The 14,704-nt window shown below is 72.7% G+C and carries 11 protein-coding genes; 3 read left to right on the top strand and 8 right to left on the bottom strand.

Annotated features, from left to right (window positions below; translation table 11 throughout):
- Positions 1–6 precede the first annotated feature (6 nt).
- The 7 genes from hydA to ACZ4V1_RS25685 form a co-directional block, all read right to left on the bottom strand.
- Positions 7–1,410 (bottom strand): dihydropyrimidinase, encoded by a 1,404-nt coding sequence (gene hydA / locus ACZ4V1_RS25715; RefSeq protein ID WP_468340042.1) that lies wholly within the window; start codon positions 1,408–1,410, stop codon positions 7–9.
- Positions 1,411–1,454: 44 nt separating this feature from the next.
- On the bottom strand, positions 1,455–2,297 hold the full coding sequence (locus ACZ4V1_RS25710; RefSeq protein WP_468340040.1) for a nitrilase-related carbon-nitrogen hydrolase: 843 nt from the start codon (positions 2,295–2,297) through the stop codon (positions 1,455–1,457).
- A gap of 126 nt (positions 2,298–2,423) precedes the next feature.
- Positions 2,424–4,160, bottom strand: a complete 1,737-nt coding sequence (locus tag ACZ4V1_RS25705; RefSeq protein ID WP_468340038.1) for a PucR family transcriptional regulator — start codon at positions 4,158–4,160, stop codon at positions 2,424–2,426.
- Positions 4,161–4,202: 42 nt separating this feature from the next.
- Positions 4,203–5,486 (bottom strand): aspartate aminotransferase family protein, encoded by a 1,284-nt coding sequence (locus tag ACZ4V1_RS25700; RefSeq protein ID WP_468340036.1) that lies wholly within the window; start codon positions 5,484–5,486, stop codon positions 4,203–4,205.
- Positions 5,483–6,325: a nitrilase-related carbon-nitrogen hydrolase gene (locus ACZ4V1_RS25695; RefSeq protein ID WP_468340034.1), complete on the bottom strand. Its 843-nt coding sequence runs from the start codon at positions 6,323–6,325 to the stop codon at positions 5,483–5,485. The genes ACZ4V1_RS25700 and ACZ4V1_RS25695 overlap by 4 nt, the downstream gene beginning before the upstream one ends.
- Before the next feature lie 179 nt (positions 6,326–6,504).
- Positions 6,505–7,950, bottom strand: a complete 1,446-nt coding sequence (locus tag ACZ4V1_RS25690) for a hypothetical protein (RefSeq protein ID WP_468340032.1) — start codon at positions 7,948–7,950, stop codon at positions 6,505–6,507.
- A 117-nt stretch (positions 7,951–8,067) separates the two neighbouring features.
- A complete protein-coding gene (locus ACZ4V1_RS25685; protein ID WP_468340030.1) occupies positions 8,068–8,319 on the bottom strand; it encodes a helix-turn-helix domain-containing protein in 252 nt (83 codons plus the stop codon).
- Between the two features lie 77 nt (positions 8,320–8,396).
- Between ACZ4V1_RS25685 and map the strand changes: the two genes are divergently transcribed.
- Positions 8,397–9,173 (top strand): type I methionyl aminopeptidase, encoded by a 777-nt coding sequence (gene map, locus ACZ4V1_RS25680; protein WP_468340028.1) that lies wholly within the window; start codon positions 8,397–8,399, stop codon positions 9,171–9,173.
- Positions 9,174–9,327: 154 nt separating this feature from the next.
- Positions 9,328–11,856, top strand: a complete 2,529-nt coding sequence (locus tag ACZ4V1_RS25675; protein WP_468340026.1) for an ATP-dependent Clp protease ATP-binding subunit — start codon at positions 9,328–9,330, stop codon at positions 11,854–11,856.
- A gap of 67 nt (positions 11,857–11,923) precedes the next feature.
- Here ACZ4V1_RS25675 and ggt read toward each other — a convergent pair whose 3' ends face one another.
- Complete coding sequence (gene ggt / locus ACZ4V1_RS25670; protein ID WP_468340024.1) at positions 11,924–13,726, bottom strand: gamma-glutamyltransferase; 1,803 nt, start codon at positions 13,724–13,726, stop codon at positions 11,924–11,926.
- Between the two features lie 129 nt (positions 13,727–13,855).
- Between ggt and ACZ4V1_RS25665 the strand changes: the two genes are divergently transcribed.
- Positions 13,856–14,614: a hypothetical protein gene (locus ACZ4V1_RS25665; protein WP_468340022.1), complete on the top strand. Its 759-nt coding sequence runs from the start codon at positions 13,856–13,858 to the stop codon at positions 14,612–14,614.
- Positions 14,615–14,704: the final 90 nt, after the last annotated feature.

The following is a 14,704-nucleotide window of genomic DNA, read 5'->3' as shown; positions in this document are numbered from 1 at the left end:
CGGCTCCTAGTTCAGGTACTGGCAGGTGGCGCGCGGGGTGTAGACACCGTGGCCCTTGCGTCCGGTGTACTCCCGCTCCGTGACGACCGGCACGCCGCGCGAGAGCACGGTCTCCACCCGGCCGGTGATCCGCCTGCCCTCGTACGCCGAGTAGTCGACGTTCATGTGGTGGGTCTCGGCGGAGACGACCTGCTCGGTGTGCGGGTCGTAGACGACCACGTCGGCGTCGGCGCCCGGGGCGATGGTGCCCTTCTTCGGGTAGAGGCCGAACATGCGGGCCGGGGTGGCGCAGGCGATCTCGATCCAGCGGCGCCGGGTGATGTGCCCGTCGACGACGGCCTGGTGGAGCAGGTCCATGCGGTTCTCGATGCCCGGCATACCGTTGGGGATCTTGGAGAAGTCACCGCGGCCCAGCTCCTTCTGGCCGCTGAAGCAGAAGGGGCAGTGGTCGGTGGAGACCACCTGGAGGTCGTTGGTGCGCAGGCCCCGCCACAGGGCCGCCTGGTGGTCCTTCGGCCGCAGCGGGGTGCTGCACACGTACTTGGCGCCCTCGAAGCCGGGCTCGGCCAGGTTGTCGGTGGACAGGAAGAGGTACTGCGGGCAGGTCTCGCCGAAGACGTTCAGGCCCTCGTCGCGGGCCCGGGTCAGCTCCGCGACCGCCTCCGTCGCGGAGACGTGCACGACGTACAGGGGCGCTCCGGCGACCTGGGCGAGCTTGATGGCGCGGTGGGTCGCCTCGGCCTCCAGGAGGGCCTTGCGGACCTCGCCGTGGTACCGCGGGTCGGTCTCTCCGCGGGCGAGGGCCTGTTCGACCAGGACGTCGATCGCGATGCCGTTCTCGGCGTGCATCATGATCAGGCCGCCGTTGCCGGCGGCGCGCTGCATGGCGCGCAGGATCTGGCCGTCGTCGGAGTAGAAGACGCCGGGGTAGGCCATGAACTGCTTGAAGGAGGTCACGCCCTCCTCGACCAGCAGGTCCATCTCCTTGAGCGTCTTCTGGTTGACGTCGGAGACGATCATGTGGAAGGCGTAGTCGATCGCGCAGTTGCCCTCGGCCTTGGCGTGCCAGGCGTCCAGGCCCGCGCGCAGGGAGTGTCCGACGCCCTGGATGGCGAAGTCGACGATCGTGGTGGTGCCGCCCCAGGCGGCGGCCCGGGTGCCGGTCTCGAAGGTGTCGGCGGCGTAGGTGCCGCCGAAGGGCATCTCCATGTGGGTGTGGCCGTCGACGCCGCCCGGGATGACGTACTTGCCGCTCGCGTCGATGACGTGCTCGGCCGTGAAGGTCCCGGCGGCCGGGGTGCCGGACGCGGCGAGGGCGGCGATGCGGCCGTCCTCGATCAGGACGTCGGCGTGGATCTCGTCGGACGCGGTGACGACGAGGCCGCCGCGGATGACGGTACGGCTGCTCATGCTGCTGTTCCCTCCTGTCAGGGGCCCCGCTCGGCAGGGCTCGGTCAGGGCGCGGTCAGCGGGGCGTAGGCGCCCGGCGCCCGGTCGCGGTAGAACTGCCAGCGGTCGCGGACCTCGCGCAGCTTGCCCATGTCGAGGTCCCGGACGACGAGTTCGCTCTCCTTGTCGCTCGCGACCTCGCCGACGAACCGCGCCTCGGGGTCGACGAAGTACGAGGTACCGTAGAAGTCGTTGTCGCCCAGCTCCTCCACGCCGACCCGGTTGATGGCGCCGACGAAGTACTCGTTGGCGACGGCCGCGGCCGGCTGCTCAAGCTGCCACAGGTAGCCGGACAGGCCCCGCGAGGTGGCCGACGGGTTGAAGACGATCTCCGCGCCTTCGAGGCCGAGCGCCCGCCAGCCCTCCGGGAAGTGCCGGTCGTAGCAGATGTAGACGCCGACCTTGCCGACGGCGGTGTCGAAGACCGGCCAGCCGGAGTTGCCGGGGCGGAAGTAGAACTTCTCCCAGAAGCCGCGCACCTGCGGGATGTGCGTCTTGCGGTACTTGCCGAGGTAGGAGCCGTCGGCGTCGATGACGGCGGCGGTGTTGTAGAGGACGCCGGGCTGCTCCTCCTCGTACATGGGCAGTACCAGGACGATGCCGTGCTCGCGGGCGAGCCGCTGGAAGCGCTCGACTACGGGGCCGTCGGGGACGCGCTCGGCGTAGGCGTAGAACTCGGGGTCCTGGACCTGGCAGAAGTACGGTCCGTAGAACAGCTCCTGGAAGCACAGCACCTGTGCCCCCTGGGCGGCGGCGTCGCGGACCGCCTGCTCGTGGACCTTGATCATCGATTCCTTGTCGCCCGTCCAGGCGGTCTGGAAGAGCGCGGCACGGATCACTCGGCTCATCTTCGGCCTCCACTCGCTCGGTGTGGCGCTCGGTGTGGCGCTCGGTGTGGGGCGAGCCTAGGGACGGCGGGTGGCCGGAATGAGTGGCACGGTGTCACGTCTGCGTGGGTCGGGCATTGCACGGTGTCACCCCTGCTGTGCGTCGTGGGCCAGGAGGGCGATGTGGACGGAGGCCGCCTGCTCGAAGTCGTCGAGGTCCACCCCGAGGCGGCCCTGTATGGCCTCCAGGCGGCGGTAGAGGGCGGGCCGGGAGACGTGGTGGAGCCGGGCGGTGCGGGACTTGTTGCGGCCGGTGGCGAGGTAGGTGCGCAGCACGGACAGCAGGTCCTCGTCGGGACCGGCCAGCAGCCCGTCCAGCTCCCGCTCTGCGAAGGACTGCACGTGCGGGTCGTCGCGCAGCAGCCGGACCAGTCCGCGCAGGTGGACGTCGCGCAGGCGGACGACGGGCGGCGGGTCGACGGCGGTCGCGGAGTCGGCCACGGCCTCGGCGACGTGCCGGGCCTCGCGCAGGCCGGCGGGTACGTCGTCCCAGGCGGCGCGGGCGTCGGCCGCCGCCACCACGGCGTGGGCGGACTCCGGCTCCGACCGCAGCCGGGCCGCGAAATGAGCGGTCAGAGCCTTGGCGTCCTGGTCGGGGGCGAGGCTCAGCAGGACGGCGCTGGTGCCGTCGGCGAGTTCCGCGACGATCCCGGGCAGGCCCAGCAGCCGCAGCACACGGGCCGGCCGGGCGGTGTCCCGGTCGCGGACGGCCAGCGGGACGAAGACGCGCCGGTTGACCGGCAGTCCGGCGGCGCGCGCCCGGGGCAGCAGTTGCCGTGCCGGTACGGCACCGCTGACCAGGTCGGTGAGCAGGCTCCGCGCGGACTGTGCCTCCCAGGAGTCCCAGGAGCTCCTCGAACCCCCGAAGCCTCCGGCGTGTGTCCCGTCGCCGAGCATGCGGTGCAGGACGAGGGCCTCGGCGGCACGGTCGGCGAGCAGCCGCCCGGCGGCCCGGTCACCCTGGTAGCCGCACAGCACCAGCCGCCCCCAGCGCTCCCCGCGGCAGCTCAGCTCGGCGCGGATCCAGCCGTCGGCCGCTCCGGCACCGGCCTGGCGGGCGATGCGCTCCCAGTCCCGGAGCACGTCGTCGACCGCGGGCCGCTCCCCCGCCGTGGCGAGGACGCGGTGGGCGAGGTTGGTGACGACGACCGGGCAGCCGCCGTGCCGGGCCACCTCGTCGAGGAGGCGCTGCACCGGGGCGCCCGCGGTGATGAGTCCGGTCAGTTCGGTGCGTACCGCCTCGGAGAGGCTGACGGCGGCGAACTTGCGCCGCAGCAGCCGGGACTGCACCTCCTCGGTCAGTTCGGCGAAGGGGAAGGGCCGGTGCAGGACGACCATGGGCAGCCCGCACCGCTCGGCCGTCCGGCGCATCACGTCCGGCGGGGCGGGGAAGGCCCGGCCGAGACCGAGTACGACGGCCGCGGCCTCCGCGCGGTGCAGGGAGCGGATGTACTCGCCCTGCTTGCCCTCGTCGCCGGCGAGCAGCACCCCCGTGGTGAGCACCATCTCGCCGCCGCTGAGCATCACTCCGACGTCGGCCGCCTCGGCGACGTGCACCCAGCGCACGGGCCGGTCGAGCCGGTGCGCGCCGGCCACCACCTCGGGCTGCCCGGCGAGCACCCGCTCGAGGGTGAGCACCTGTCGGACCGACAGGGCGGGCTCCCAGGGCTGCTGCTCCGGGGGCTGCGCGGGTCCCGAGGTCTCCGGCCCCGAGCTCTTCCCAGGCCCCGAGGTCCCCGCAGGCCGTGAAGTCTCCGAACGTGCCGAAGCCCCCGGGCGTCCCGAAGTCGCCGGAGTTTCCGGAGTTTCCGGGGTCGAGGTCATGGCGGCGGTTCCTCTGCTCGATGCACGGCCCGGGTACGGCTGTCAGATGCTCCGCAGAGCGCGTTCGAGGATCGCGGCGCCCTCCTCGGCCTCCGCGACGGTGAGGGACATCGGCGGGGCGACGCGCAGGACGCTGGTGCTGTGGCCGCCGCCCTTGCCGATGAGCAGCCCGCCCGCGCGGGCCTCCTCCAATACGGTGGACGCGGCCTCCGGAGCGGCCTCGTCGGTGCCGGGCCGGGCCAGCTCGATGCCGATCATCAGCCCGCGCCCGCGCACCTCCCGCACGTGCGGCACCTGGGCGGCGACGGCCCGCAGCCGTTCGATGAGCATGCCGCCGACGCGCCGGGCGTTGCCCTGGAGGTCGTGCTCCAGCAGGTACGTGAGGTTGGCGAGGCCGGCCGCCATGGTGATCTGGGTGCCGCCGAAGGTGGAGATGCTGTTGGCGTCCAGGCAGTTCATGATCTCGGCGCGGGCGATGACGCCGCCGACGGACATGCCGTTGCCGATGCCCTTCGCGAAGGTCACGACGTCGGGCGGACCGCCGCGCCCGTGGGCCTGCCAGCCCCAGAAGTGCTCGCCGGTACGGCCCCAGCCGGTCTGCACCTCGTCGGCGATCCACAGGATGCCCCGCTCGTGCAGCACCTCGCGGAAGGCCGCGTACAGGCCGTCCGGCGGGGAGGTGAAGCCGCCGACGCCCTGGACGGGTTCGGCGATCAGCGCGGCGGGCGGGCGGGTGTGGCCGAGGAGGTCCTTCAGGTCGTCCACGCAGGCGTCGATGAAGTCGCGGTCGTCCAGGTGGGCGTAGGGGCCGCGAGTGCGCACGCCGCCGTGGACGTAGAGCGTCTGGAGCGGGGAGAGCGAGGTCGGGGACCAGCCGCGGTTGCCGGTGATGCCGACCGAGCTGAAGGAGCGGCCGTGGTAGCTGTTGCGCATCGCCAGGACGGTGTTGCTGCGCCGGTGGGCGGTGGCGAGCAGCAGCGCGGTGTCGTTGGCCTCGGTGCCGGAGGTGGTGAAGAAGACCCGGGCGTCCGGGATGCCGGACACCTGCGCGATGCGCTCGGCGAGTTCGACCATGGGCCGGTTGAGGTAGAGCGTGGACGAGTGGATGATCCGCCCGGCCTGCTCGCCGACCGCCCTGGTCACCTCGGGCAGGGCGTGCGCGGTCATCGTGGTGAGGATGCCGCCGAAGAAGTCGAGGTACTTGTTGCCTGCGGCGTCCCAGACGTGGCGGCCCTCGCCGTGGGTGATCTCCAGCGGGTCCTCGTAGTAGAGGGCGAGCCAGTCGGGCAGGACGGCGCGGTGGCGGCCGAACAGGTCCTTGGTCACGGCCGCACCAGCCCTTCGTAGGCGTCGGGGCGGCGGTCGCGGTAGAAGGCCCACTGCTGCCGCACCTCGTCGATCAGGTCGAAGTCGAGGTCGCGGACGACGAGTTCCTCCTCGGTGTCGCTGGCGGGCTCGCCGACGAACTGCCCGCGCGGGTCGACGAAGTAGGACGTCCCGTAGAAGTCGTTGTCGCCGTACTCCTCCTGCCCGACCCGGTTGATCGCCGCGACGAAGTACTCGTTGGCGACCGCCGCGGCGGGCTGCTCGAGCCGCCACAGGTGGGCGGAGAGGCCGCGGTGGGTGGCGGAGGGGTTGTAGACGAGCTGGGCGCCGCCGAGACCGAGTTGCCGCCAGCCCTCCGGGAAGTGCCGGTCGTAGCAGATGTAGACGCCGACCTTGCCGACGGCCGTGTCGAAGACCGGCCAGCCGAGGTTGCCGGGGCGGAAGTAGAACTTCTCCCAGAAGCCCTTGACCTGCGGGATGTGGTGTTTGCGGTACGTCCCGAGGACGGTGCCGTCGGCGTCGATCACGGCCGCGGTGTTGTAGTAGAAGCCGGACTGCTCGACCTCGAAGACGGGGACGACGATCACCATGCCGGTCTCACGGGCGAGGGCCTGCATGCGCCGGGTGGTCGGGCCGTCGGGCACGGGCTCGGCCCAGCGGTAGTGCTCGGGGTCCTGGACCTGGCAGAAGTAGGGGGCGTTGAAGACTTCCTGGAAGCCGATGACCTCGGCCCCCCGACGGGCCGCCTCGCGGGCGTGCTCCTCGTGCTTCGCCACCATGGACTCGGTGTCGCCGGTCCAGGTGGCCTGGACGAGAGCGGCACGTACGACGTTGGCCATGAGCTGCTCCTTCGACACGACGTCAGAGCTTCTACGCCCGTAGAGCAGGCCGTAGAAGGACGAACGTAAGCCTGGCCGGACGGGCTTGCCAAGACCATCGTCGCCACGCCGTGATGTCGATCGCGATTCGCACTCCTGTGGGTGAGCCGTGGGACCGGTGGGGTTGCCGAGGCGCGGTGTCAGGTGGCGAATCCGGCGACTCGCAGAGCGTGGACGAGGTCCCGGTGGTGTGCCTCGGAGACGCCGTGCGCCGCCTCCAGCAGAAGGGGTACGAGCACCTGCGGGGCGGGCTCGGCGCCTCGGGCGGCCTCCTCCGGGGTGCGGGCGCGGACGCAGGCGTCGAGGAGCGCGTGGGCCTCGCGGTGCCGGCCTTCGGAGACCAGGCCGAGGACGGCCGCGCCGATCTCGGCGGCCGGGCGTACGACTCCGTGCCGCAGGACCTGCGCTCCGTCGGTCCCGCGTCCGGCCGCGGCCAGGGCGTCCGCTGCGGCGACCAGGCGCTCGGCGGGCAGGGACGCGATCTCCCACAGCAGGGTCGTCCAGTCGGCGCCGAGCCCGGCCCCTTCCAGCCGCGCGGCGAGCGGCGGGAAGCGGGCGGCGGGGCCGTGGGCGGCCTCGGCCAGCAGGGCGTGCGCCTCGCCACCGCGCCCCTCGGCGCGCAACCGGGTCAGCGCCTCGACGAAGTGGTCGGCCACTGCCTCGTCCGCCGCGGCCGGTGGCCCGGGCCGCGGCGCCGGCTGCTCCACGGCGTCCGCGGCACCGGCGAAACGCGCGCCGCGCGGAGTGTGCCGCGCCGCCGGTGCGCCAAGGGGGCCTGGCACGTGGCCGGGCACCGCGGAGGCAGGGGCCGCCGCGCCCTGCTCGACGACCCCGGCGAACCGCGCACCGCCCCTGCGCCGCCCGCGACGCCCTCCGCCTGCGGAAGGGGCCTCGCCGCGCACCGGTCCCGCCTCCTCGCGCACCGGTTCCGCCTCCCCGTGCACCGGTCCCGCCGCACCGTCCGTGCTGCCCTCGCCCTCCGGCCTTCCGGGAGCGCCGTCTCCTCCCTCCTCCGGCTGGGCGGCGGGCGCGCGGACCCCGGCGCCGTTCCCGGCCTCCCCCGGCCGGGCGGCCCGCGTGCGACGGTCCAGCTCCGTGATCCGGGCCCGGAGCTCGGCGCACCGGGCCGTTGCCCGGGCGTGGTCGTCGCGGGCCCAGGCCAGGTCGAGGCGGAGTGCGCCGGCCGCCTCCCGGTCGGTGGCCGCGGCGAGCAGCCGGTCCAGCTCCGCCCGGCGTTCGGCGGCGTACCGCTGCTCGCGGAGCATGACGTCGAGCCGGTCGCCGAGGGCGTCCCGAGCGTCGGGCAGGGAGTCGTGCGCGGTGAGGGCGGCGGTGTGCAGGGCGCGCGCCCGGTCCGTCTCCGCCGTGGCGGCGCGGGCGCCGTACCGGCCGGCGAAGTCCTGGAGCAGGGCCTCCACCACGTCCCAGGGCGGCACCTCGCGCCCGTCGAGACAGGCGCGCATGCCGTCGGGGTCGCGCTGCCAGAACACCCCGCACCAGCCGCCGCCCTGGTCCAGACGCGTCAGCAGTCCGGCCAGGTACCGGGCGAACCGCCCGACCCGACCCGGCAGTTGTTCCACGGCCATCGCTCGACTCCCGCCCGACTGGAGGACTCCGGTCCGGTCCATCCGGTCACGTAGGGAACACCAGCGGTGTTACGGCGCCGCTACAGGGAGTTTTCGAGGAGTGTCGTCACACCACCCTCACACCCCCGCCGGCACGCACCGCCCCGCCAGGTCGTCCATGGACAGCCCGAGCGCACGGGCCAGCGCGGCCACCGTGAAGAACGCCGGGGTGGGCGCCCGGCCGGTCTCGATCTTGCGCAGGGTCTCGGCGGAGACGCCCGCCTCGGCCGCGACCTCCGTCATACTCCGGTCGCCGCGGGCCGCGCGGAGCAGCCGCCCGAGCTGCTCGCCGCGCTCACGCTCTTCGGGGGTCAGGGGTGTGCGTACCATACCGTGATTCTAATACCGGCTTCCCGTACCGCCTCCCCCTCGACGTCAACCAATTAGAACCCGGTATAGTAATTGGCATGGTGGAACTCAAGACAGACACATCGATCGACGCCATGCACCGGGCCGGCCAGGTCGTCGCCCGCGCCCTGACCGCCGTACGGCAGGCCGCGGACGTGGGCGTGTCCCTGCTCGAGCTGGACGCGGTGGCGCGCGAGGTGCTGCGGGAGGCGGGGGCGGGTTCACCGTTCCTCGGCTACCGGCCCTCCTTCGCGCCGACCCCCTTCCCCGGCGTCGTCTGCGCGTCGGTGAACGACGCGATCGTGCACGGCATCCCCGACGGCTACCGGCTGCGCGACGGCGACCTCGTCTCCGTCGACTGCGGCGCGACACTGGACGGCTGGGCCGGCGACTCGGCGCTCAGCTTCGTCGTGGGCACCCCGCGCGCGGCGGACGTGACGCTGATCGAGACCGCGGAGCGGGCCCTCGCCGCAGGCATCGGGGCGGCCGTCGTCGGCAACCGCATCGGCGACATCGCGCACGCCATCGGCACGGTGTGCCGGTCGGCCGGCTACGGCATCATGGAGGACTTCGGCGGCCACGGCATCGGCCGGCGCATGCACGAGGACCCGGGGGTGCCCAACGAGGGCCGGCCGGGACGCGGACTTCCCCTGCGTCACGGCATGGTGCTCGCCATCGAGCCCATGCTGCTCGCCGGCGGCCGGGACGACTACCATCCCGCCCCGGACGGCTGGACCCTGCGGACGAACGACGGCTCGCGGGCGGCCCATGTGGAGCACACGGTGGCCATCACGGACGGCGGCCCGCGTGTTCTGACGTCGCGCGACGGACTCTGAGACCCCGCGTGACCCGGGCGTGAGCCCCTCCGCCCGCCCGGGTTCCCGGACATGCCCGCCGGAACAGAACGTGCCATCTTGGGCATGACCGCAGCCCGACCGGGTTACCCGGCCGCGGCACGTCGATCACCGAAGCAGCGGAGGACCGGAAACGATGACCAGCGGCTTCATGGGCCCGGAGGGTGACCCGTTCGCGGAATTCCTGGCACGCTTCTTCGGCGGGCCCAGGCCGAGGCAGATCGACATCGGACGACTGCTCAGTCAGCCCGCCCGGGAGCTGGTGCGCGGCGCCGCCCAGTACGCCGCCGAGCACGGCAGCCGGGACCTGGACACCGAGCACCTGCTGCGGGCGGCGCTCTCCACCGAGCCGACCAGGGGGCTGCTCAGCCGGGCCGGTGCCGACCCCGACGCGCTGGCGTCACAGATCGACGAGCGGACCGGCCCGGCGCAGCACTCCCCCGGCGAGGCACCGCCGCCGACCTCGCTCTCCCTGACCCCGGCCGTCAAGCGCGCCCTGCTGGACGCCCACGAACTGGCCCGCTCGACCGGCACCGGGTACATCGGCCCGGAGCACGTGCTCAGCGCCCTGGCCGCCAACCCGGACTCGGCCGCCGGCCACATCCTGAACGCGGCCCGGTTCGCGCCGTCGGGTCTGCCGACGGAGCCGCCGGACGCCGCGAAGACCCGCGCCGAGGGACCCCGCGCGACGAACACGCCGACCCTGGACAAGTACGGCCGCGACCTCACCGACCTGGCCCAGCAGGGCCGGATCGACCCGGTGATCGGGCGCGAGGAGGAGATCGAGCAGACCGTCGAGGTGCTCTCCCGCCGGGGCAAGAACAACCCCGTGCTGATCGGTGACGCCGGCGTCGGCAAGACCGCCATCGTGGAGGGACTGGCGCAGCGCATCACCGACGGCGACGTGCCCGACGTGCTGATCGGGCGCCGCGTCGTCGCGCTGGACTTGACGGGCGTGGTGGCCGGCACCCGTTACCGGGGCGACTTCGAGGAGCGGCTGAACAACATCGTGGGCGAGATCCGCGCCCATTCCGACCAGCTGATCATCTTCATCGACGAGTTGCACACCGTCGTCGGCGCCGGCGGTGGCGGCGAGAGCGGCTCGATGGACGCCGGGAACATCCTCAAGCCGGCCCTGGCCCGCGGCGAGCTGCACATCGTGGGCGCCACCACGCTGGAGGAGTACCGCAGGATCGAGAAGGACGCGGCCCTCGCCCGCCGCTTCCAGCCCATCCTGGTCCCGGAACCCAGCACGGCCGACGCGATCGAGATCCTGCGCGGACTGCGCGACCGCTACGAGGCCCACCACCAGGTCCGCTACACCGACGAGGCGCTGGTGGCGGCGGTGGAGATGTCCGACCGCTACCTCACCGACCGCCGGCTGCCGGACAAGGCGATCGACCTGATCGACCAGGCCGGCGCCCGGGTGCGGTTGCGGGCCCGGACCAAGGGCACGGACGTGCGGGTCATGGAGCGCGAGGTCGACCAGCTGATCCGGGACAAGGACCAGGCGGTCGCGGACGAGCAGTACGAGCAGGCCATGCAGCTCCGGGACCGGATCACCGAACTGAAGCAGCGGATCACCGAGGCCGACGGCGGCGGCGAGGCCGACGAGGGGCTGAACCTGGTCGTCGGCACCGAGTCCATCGCCGAGGTGGTGTCCCGGCAGACCGGCATCCCGGTCAGCAGCCTCACCCAGGAGGAGAAGGACCGCCTGCTGGGTCTGGAGTCGCACCTGCACGAGCGGGTGGTCGGCCAGGACGAGGCCGTGCGGGTCGTCTCCGACGCCGTACTGCGCTCCCGCGCCGGACTCGCCAGCCCCGACCGGCCCATCGGCAGCTTCCTCTTCCTCGGCCCGACCGGTGTCGGCAAGACCGAGCTGGCGCGGGCGCTGGCCGAGGCGCTGTTCGGCAGCGAGGACCGGATGGTCCGGCTCGACATGAGCGAGTACCAGGAGCGGCACACCGTCAGCCGCCTGGTGGGTGCCCCGCCCGGCTACGTCGGGCACGAGGAGGCCGGTCAGCTCACCGAGGTGGTGCGCCGGCACCCGTACTCGCTACTCCTGCTCGACGAGGTGGAGAAGGCCCACCCGGACGTCTTCAACATCCTCCTCCAGGTCCTGGACGACGGCCGGCTGACCGACTCCCAGGGCCGGACGGTGGACTTCACCAACACGGTCGTCGTGATGACCAGCAACCTGGGCTCCGACGTGATCACCCGGCGCGGCGCGGGCATCGGTTTCGGCGCCGGCGGCTCGGAGGCGGACGAGGAGGCCCGGCGCGAGCAGGTGCTGCGCCCGCTGCGCGAGCACTTCCGGCCCGAGTTCCTCAACCGCATCGACGAGATCGTCGTCTTCCGCCAGCTCAGCGGCGAGCAGTTGCGGCAGATCACCAGCCTGCTCCTGGAGCAGACCCGCCGGATGGTGCACGCTCAGGGCATCACCGTGGACTTCACGGACACGGCCGTGGACTGGCTCGCCGAGCGCGGCTACCAGCCCGAGTACGGCGCCCGGCCGCTGCGCCGCACCATCCAGCGCGAGGTCGACAACGAGCTGTCCCGGCTGCTGCTCGACGGCCGCATCGCGGAGGGCGGCCGGGTGACGGTCGACGTCGAGGACGGGCGGCTGACGTTCCGGACGCCGCAGCGGCCCGTCCCCGAACTGTGAGTCCTGGCTCTGTGAGTCCTGACTCCGTGAGTTCTGGCTCCGTGAGTTCTGGCTCTGTGAGTTCTGGCTAGCGCACCGGGCGTACCACCATCGCCGAGCCGCCGCCGCGCCGTTCCTTCTCGGCGGCGGCCAGCCACTTGCCGTTCGGCAGCCGTTGCACGCCGGTCGCCGCGCCGATCTCCGGACTGGGTTTGAAGGAATGCCCCAGCGCCTCCAGCTCCGCCCGGAGTGCGCTGTCGTAGAGGCCGGGTTCGAGTTCGGTCCGAGCGGCGTTGCGCTGGCTGGCGCGCGGTGCGGCGATCGCGTCGGCGAGCGGGAGTCCGCGGTCGATGACGCCGGTGAGGGTCTGGAGCACGGTGGTGATGATGGTGGCGCCGCCGGGCGAACCGACCGCCACGACCGGCTTGTGATGCCGGTCCAGGACGATCGTCGGCGCGATCGACGAGCGCGGGCGCTTGCCGGGTCCGGGCAGGTTCGGGTCGTGGACGGCCGGGTTGGCCGGGGCGAAGGAGAAGTCCGTCAGCTCGTTGTTGAGCAGGAAGCCGCGGCCGGGCACGGTGATGCCGCTGCCGCCGGTCTGCTCGATGGTGAGCGTGTAGGCGACCACGTTGCCCCACTTGTCGGCCGCTGTGAGGTGCGTGGTGCTCTCGCCCTCGTACGTCGTCGGCGCCGCCGTGCCGCCGCCCGCACACGGGGCGGGGTGCCGGGGGTCGCCGGGCGCGAGGGGGCTGGTGAGCACCGCGTCGTCCTTGATCAGGCACTCGCGCGAGTCGGCGTACCGCTGGGACAGCAGTTCCCTCGTCGGTACGTCCTCGAAGGCCGGGTCGCCGACCCAGCGCCCCCGGTCGGCGAAGGCGATACGGCTCGCCTCGATGAAGCGGTGCAGGTAGCGGGCCTTGCTCGCCTTGGAGAGGTCGGTGCGCTCCAGGATGTTGAGGGCCTCGCCGACCGTGGTGCCGCCGGAGGAGGAGGGCGCGATGGAGTAGACGTGCCGCCCGCGGTACGTGGTCCTGGTCGGTGCCTGGAGCTTGGTGTCGTAGGCCGCGAGGTCCTTGGCGGACAGGTCCCCGGGGCGGGCGTGCCAGCCGGAGTCCGGGTCGACGGGCGGCTCGTTGACGGCGGCGACGATGTCCTCGCCGAGCTCGCCGTGGTAGATCGCGCCGACACCCTCGCGGGCCAGCTCCTTGTAGGTGCGCGCCAGGTCGGGGTTCTTGAACGTGGAGCCGACGACCGGGAGTTCGCCGCCCGGCAGGAAGAGCTCGGCGGTGTCCGGGAAGTAGCGGAACCGCTGCTCGTTGGCGGCGGTCTGGGAGCGGAAGGTGTCGTCGACGGTGAAGCCGTGCCGGGCCAGGCGCTCGGCGGGCTCGAGCACGGAGCCGAGCCTTCGGCTGCCCCACTTGTCGAGGGCGGTCTGCCAGGTGGCGGGCGTCCCCGGGGTGCCGACGGCGAGGCCGCTGCTGACGGCCTCGGAGAAGGCGATCGGCTCGCCGTTCTCCGTGAACAGGCTCTTGTCGGCGGTCAGCGGAGCGGTCTCGCGGCCGTCGATCGTGCGTACGGAACGGGACTTGGCGTCGTAGTAGACGAAGTAGCCGCCTCCGCCGAGGCCGGCGGAGTAGGGCTCGGTGACGCCGAGCGCGGCCGCGGTGGCCACTGCCGCGTCGACGGCGTTGCCGCCCTTGCGCAGGATCTCGATGCCGGCGGCGGAGGCGTCCGGGTCGACGCTGGCGACCGCGCCGCCGTAGCCGACGGCGACCGGTGTCTTCGGGGCGGCGGGTCTGCTCTGGGCGGTGGGTGGCGCCACCGCCCCCACCGACACCACGGCGGCCGAGACCGCCAGGACCGTCAGTTTCCGTGCGACAGGGCGACGCATCCGCACCTCCAGGGAAGGGCCGTCCGGGCAGCTTAGTTGATCGCCATGCCCGCGTCAGGAGCACACGGGGGCACATACACCGCGGCCCGTCGAACACCGGTACGCCGTCGCCCGCTAGCATGCGCGCCCATGACTGACGACGTACGCAACATCGTCCTCGGCGTGGTCGCGGCCGGCATCAGCGCCGCGCTCGGCTGGCTCGCCCGCAGCTATCTGTGGAAGCGGAGACTCCGCCGCAAGCAGGTCTTCTTCGGGCTGCCGGACAGCTCCGAGTCGCTGCTCGTCGTCAACCGGGACCCCGCCGCCTCCGAACCGGCGGTCCACCGCTTCGACGTCTTCGCGCTGCTGGAACTGTCCGCGCTGATCAAGGACTGCGGCGCGCACGTCCAGGTGGTCACCCAGGACATGGTTCATCAGGGCTTCGGCGAGCGTACGGAGTTCTGCGTGGGCGGACCCGCGTCGAACCGGCGCATGGCGGCCCACATGGCGGCCATGCTGCCCGGGGTGCGGGTCAACGTCGATCCGGAGCCGGGCCCGGACCGCGGCGCCTTCCAGATCGGCGCCGAGCGCTACCGCATGGACGCGGGCGTCACGGAGTACGTCCTGCTGGCCCGCCTCACCGCCGGGGACCGGCGCGAGGCCCGGCCCGCGTTCCTGTTCTGCGGTCAGCGCGCGATCACCAACCAGGCCGCCACCCGCTACCTCGCGCGTCACCATGAGAAGCTCGCCCGCAAGCACGGCAACAACTCCTTCGTGCTGCTGCTGAAGGTCGTCAACTCGCAGGCGTACGGCCCGGATGTCGTCGAGCTCGTCGGGGACGTGACCCGGGCGGCGACGAGCCCGATGCCGACACCGGCACCGACGCCCCGCAACTCGCACCGGGCCTAGGAGTCGTCTTCAAAGGTGCTCAAGTGATGAGGGATCATGCTTGTCGTGGTGCGTCGTCATGAGCTTTCGGATGCTGAGTGGGCTGTGTTG

The organism is Streptomyces sp. NPDC028991, from assembly GCF_055564775.1.
Note: the sequence above shows the minus strand (reverse complement) of the source record. Positions and strands in the feature narration are given on the sequence as shown.

Bases quoted from the DNA above. Each gene is read 5' to 3' on its own strand.
- hydA (WP_468340042.1), bottom strand. From the start codon at position 1,410: ATGAGCAGCCGTACCGTCATCCGCGGCGGCCTCGTCGTCACCGCGTCC.
- ggt (WP_468340024.1), bottom strand. From the start codon at position 13,726: ATGCGTCGCCCTGTCGCACGGAAACTGACGGTCCTGGCGGTCTCGGCC.
- ACZ4V1_RS25705 (WP_468340038.1), bottom strand. From the start codon at position 4,160: ATGACCTCGACCCCGGAAACTCCGGAAACTCCGGCGACTTCGGGACGC.
- ACZ4V1_RS25665 (WP_468340022.1), top strand. From the start codon at position 13,856: ATGACTGACGACGTACGCAACATCGTCCTCGGCGTGGTCGCGGCCGGC.
- ACZ4V1_RS25710 (WP_468340040.1), bottom strand. From the start codon at position 2,297: ATGAGCCGAGTGATCCGTGCCGCGCTCTTCCAGACCGCCTGGACGGGC.
- ACZ4V1_RS25675 (WP_468340026.1), top strand. From the start codon at position 9,328: ATGACCAGCGGCTTCATGGGCCCGGAGGGTGACCCGTTCGCGGAATTC.
- ACZ4V1_RS25695 (WP_468340034.1), bottom strand. From the start codon at position 6,325: ATGGCCAACGTCGTACGTGCCGCTCTCGTCCAGGCCACCTGGACCGGC.
- ACZ4V1_RS25685 (WP_468340030.1), bottom strand. From the start codon at position 8,319: ATGGTACGCACACCCCTGACCCCCGAAGAGCGTGAGCGCGGCGAGCAG.
- ACZ4V1_RS25690 (WP_468340032.1), bottom strand. From the start codon at position 7,950: ATGGCCGTGGAACAACTGCCGGGTCGGGTCGGGCGGTTCGCCCGGTAC.
- map (WP_468340028.1), top strand. From the start codon at position 8,397: ATGGTGGAACTCAAGACAGACACATCGATCGACGCCATGCACCGGGCC.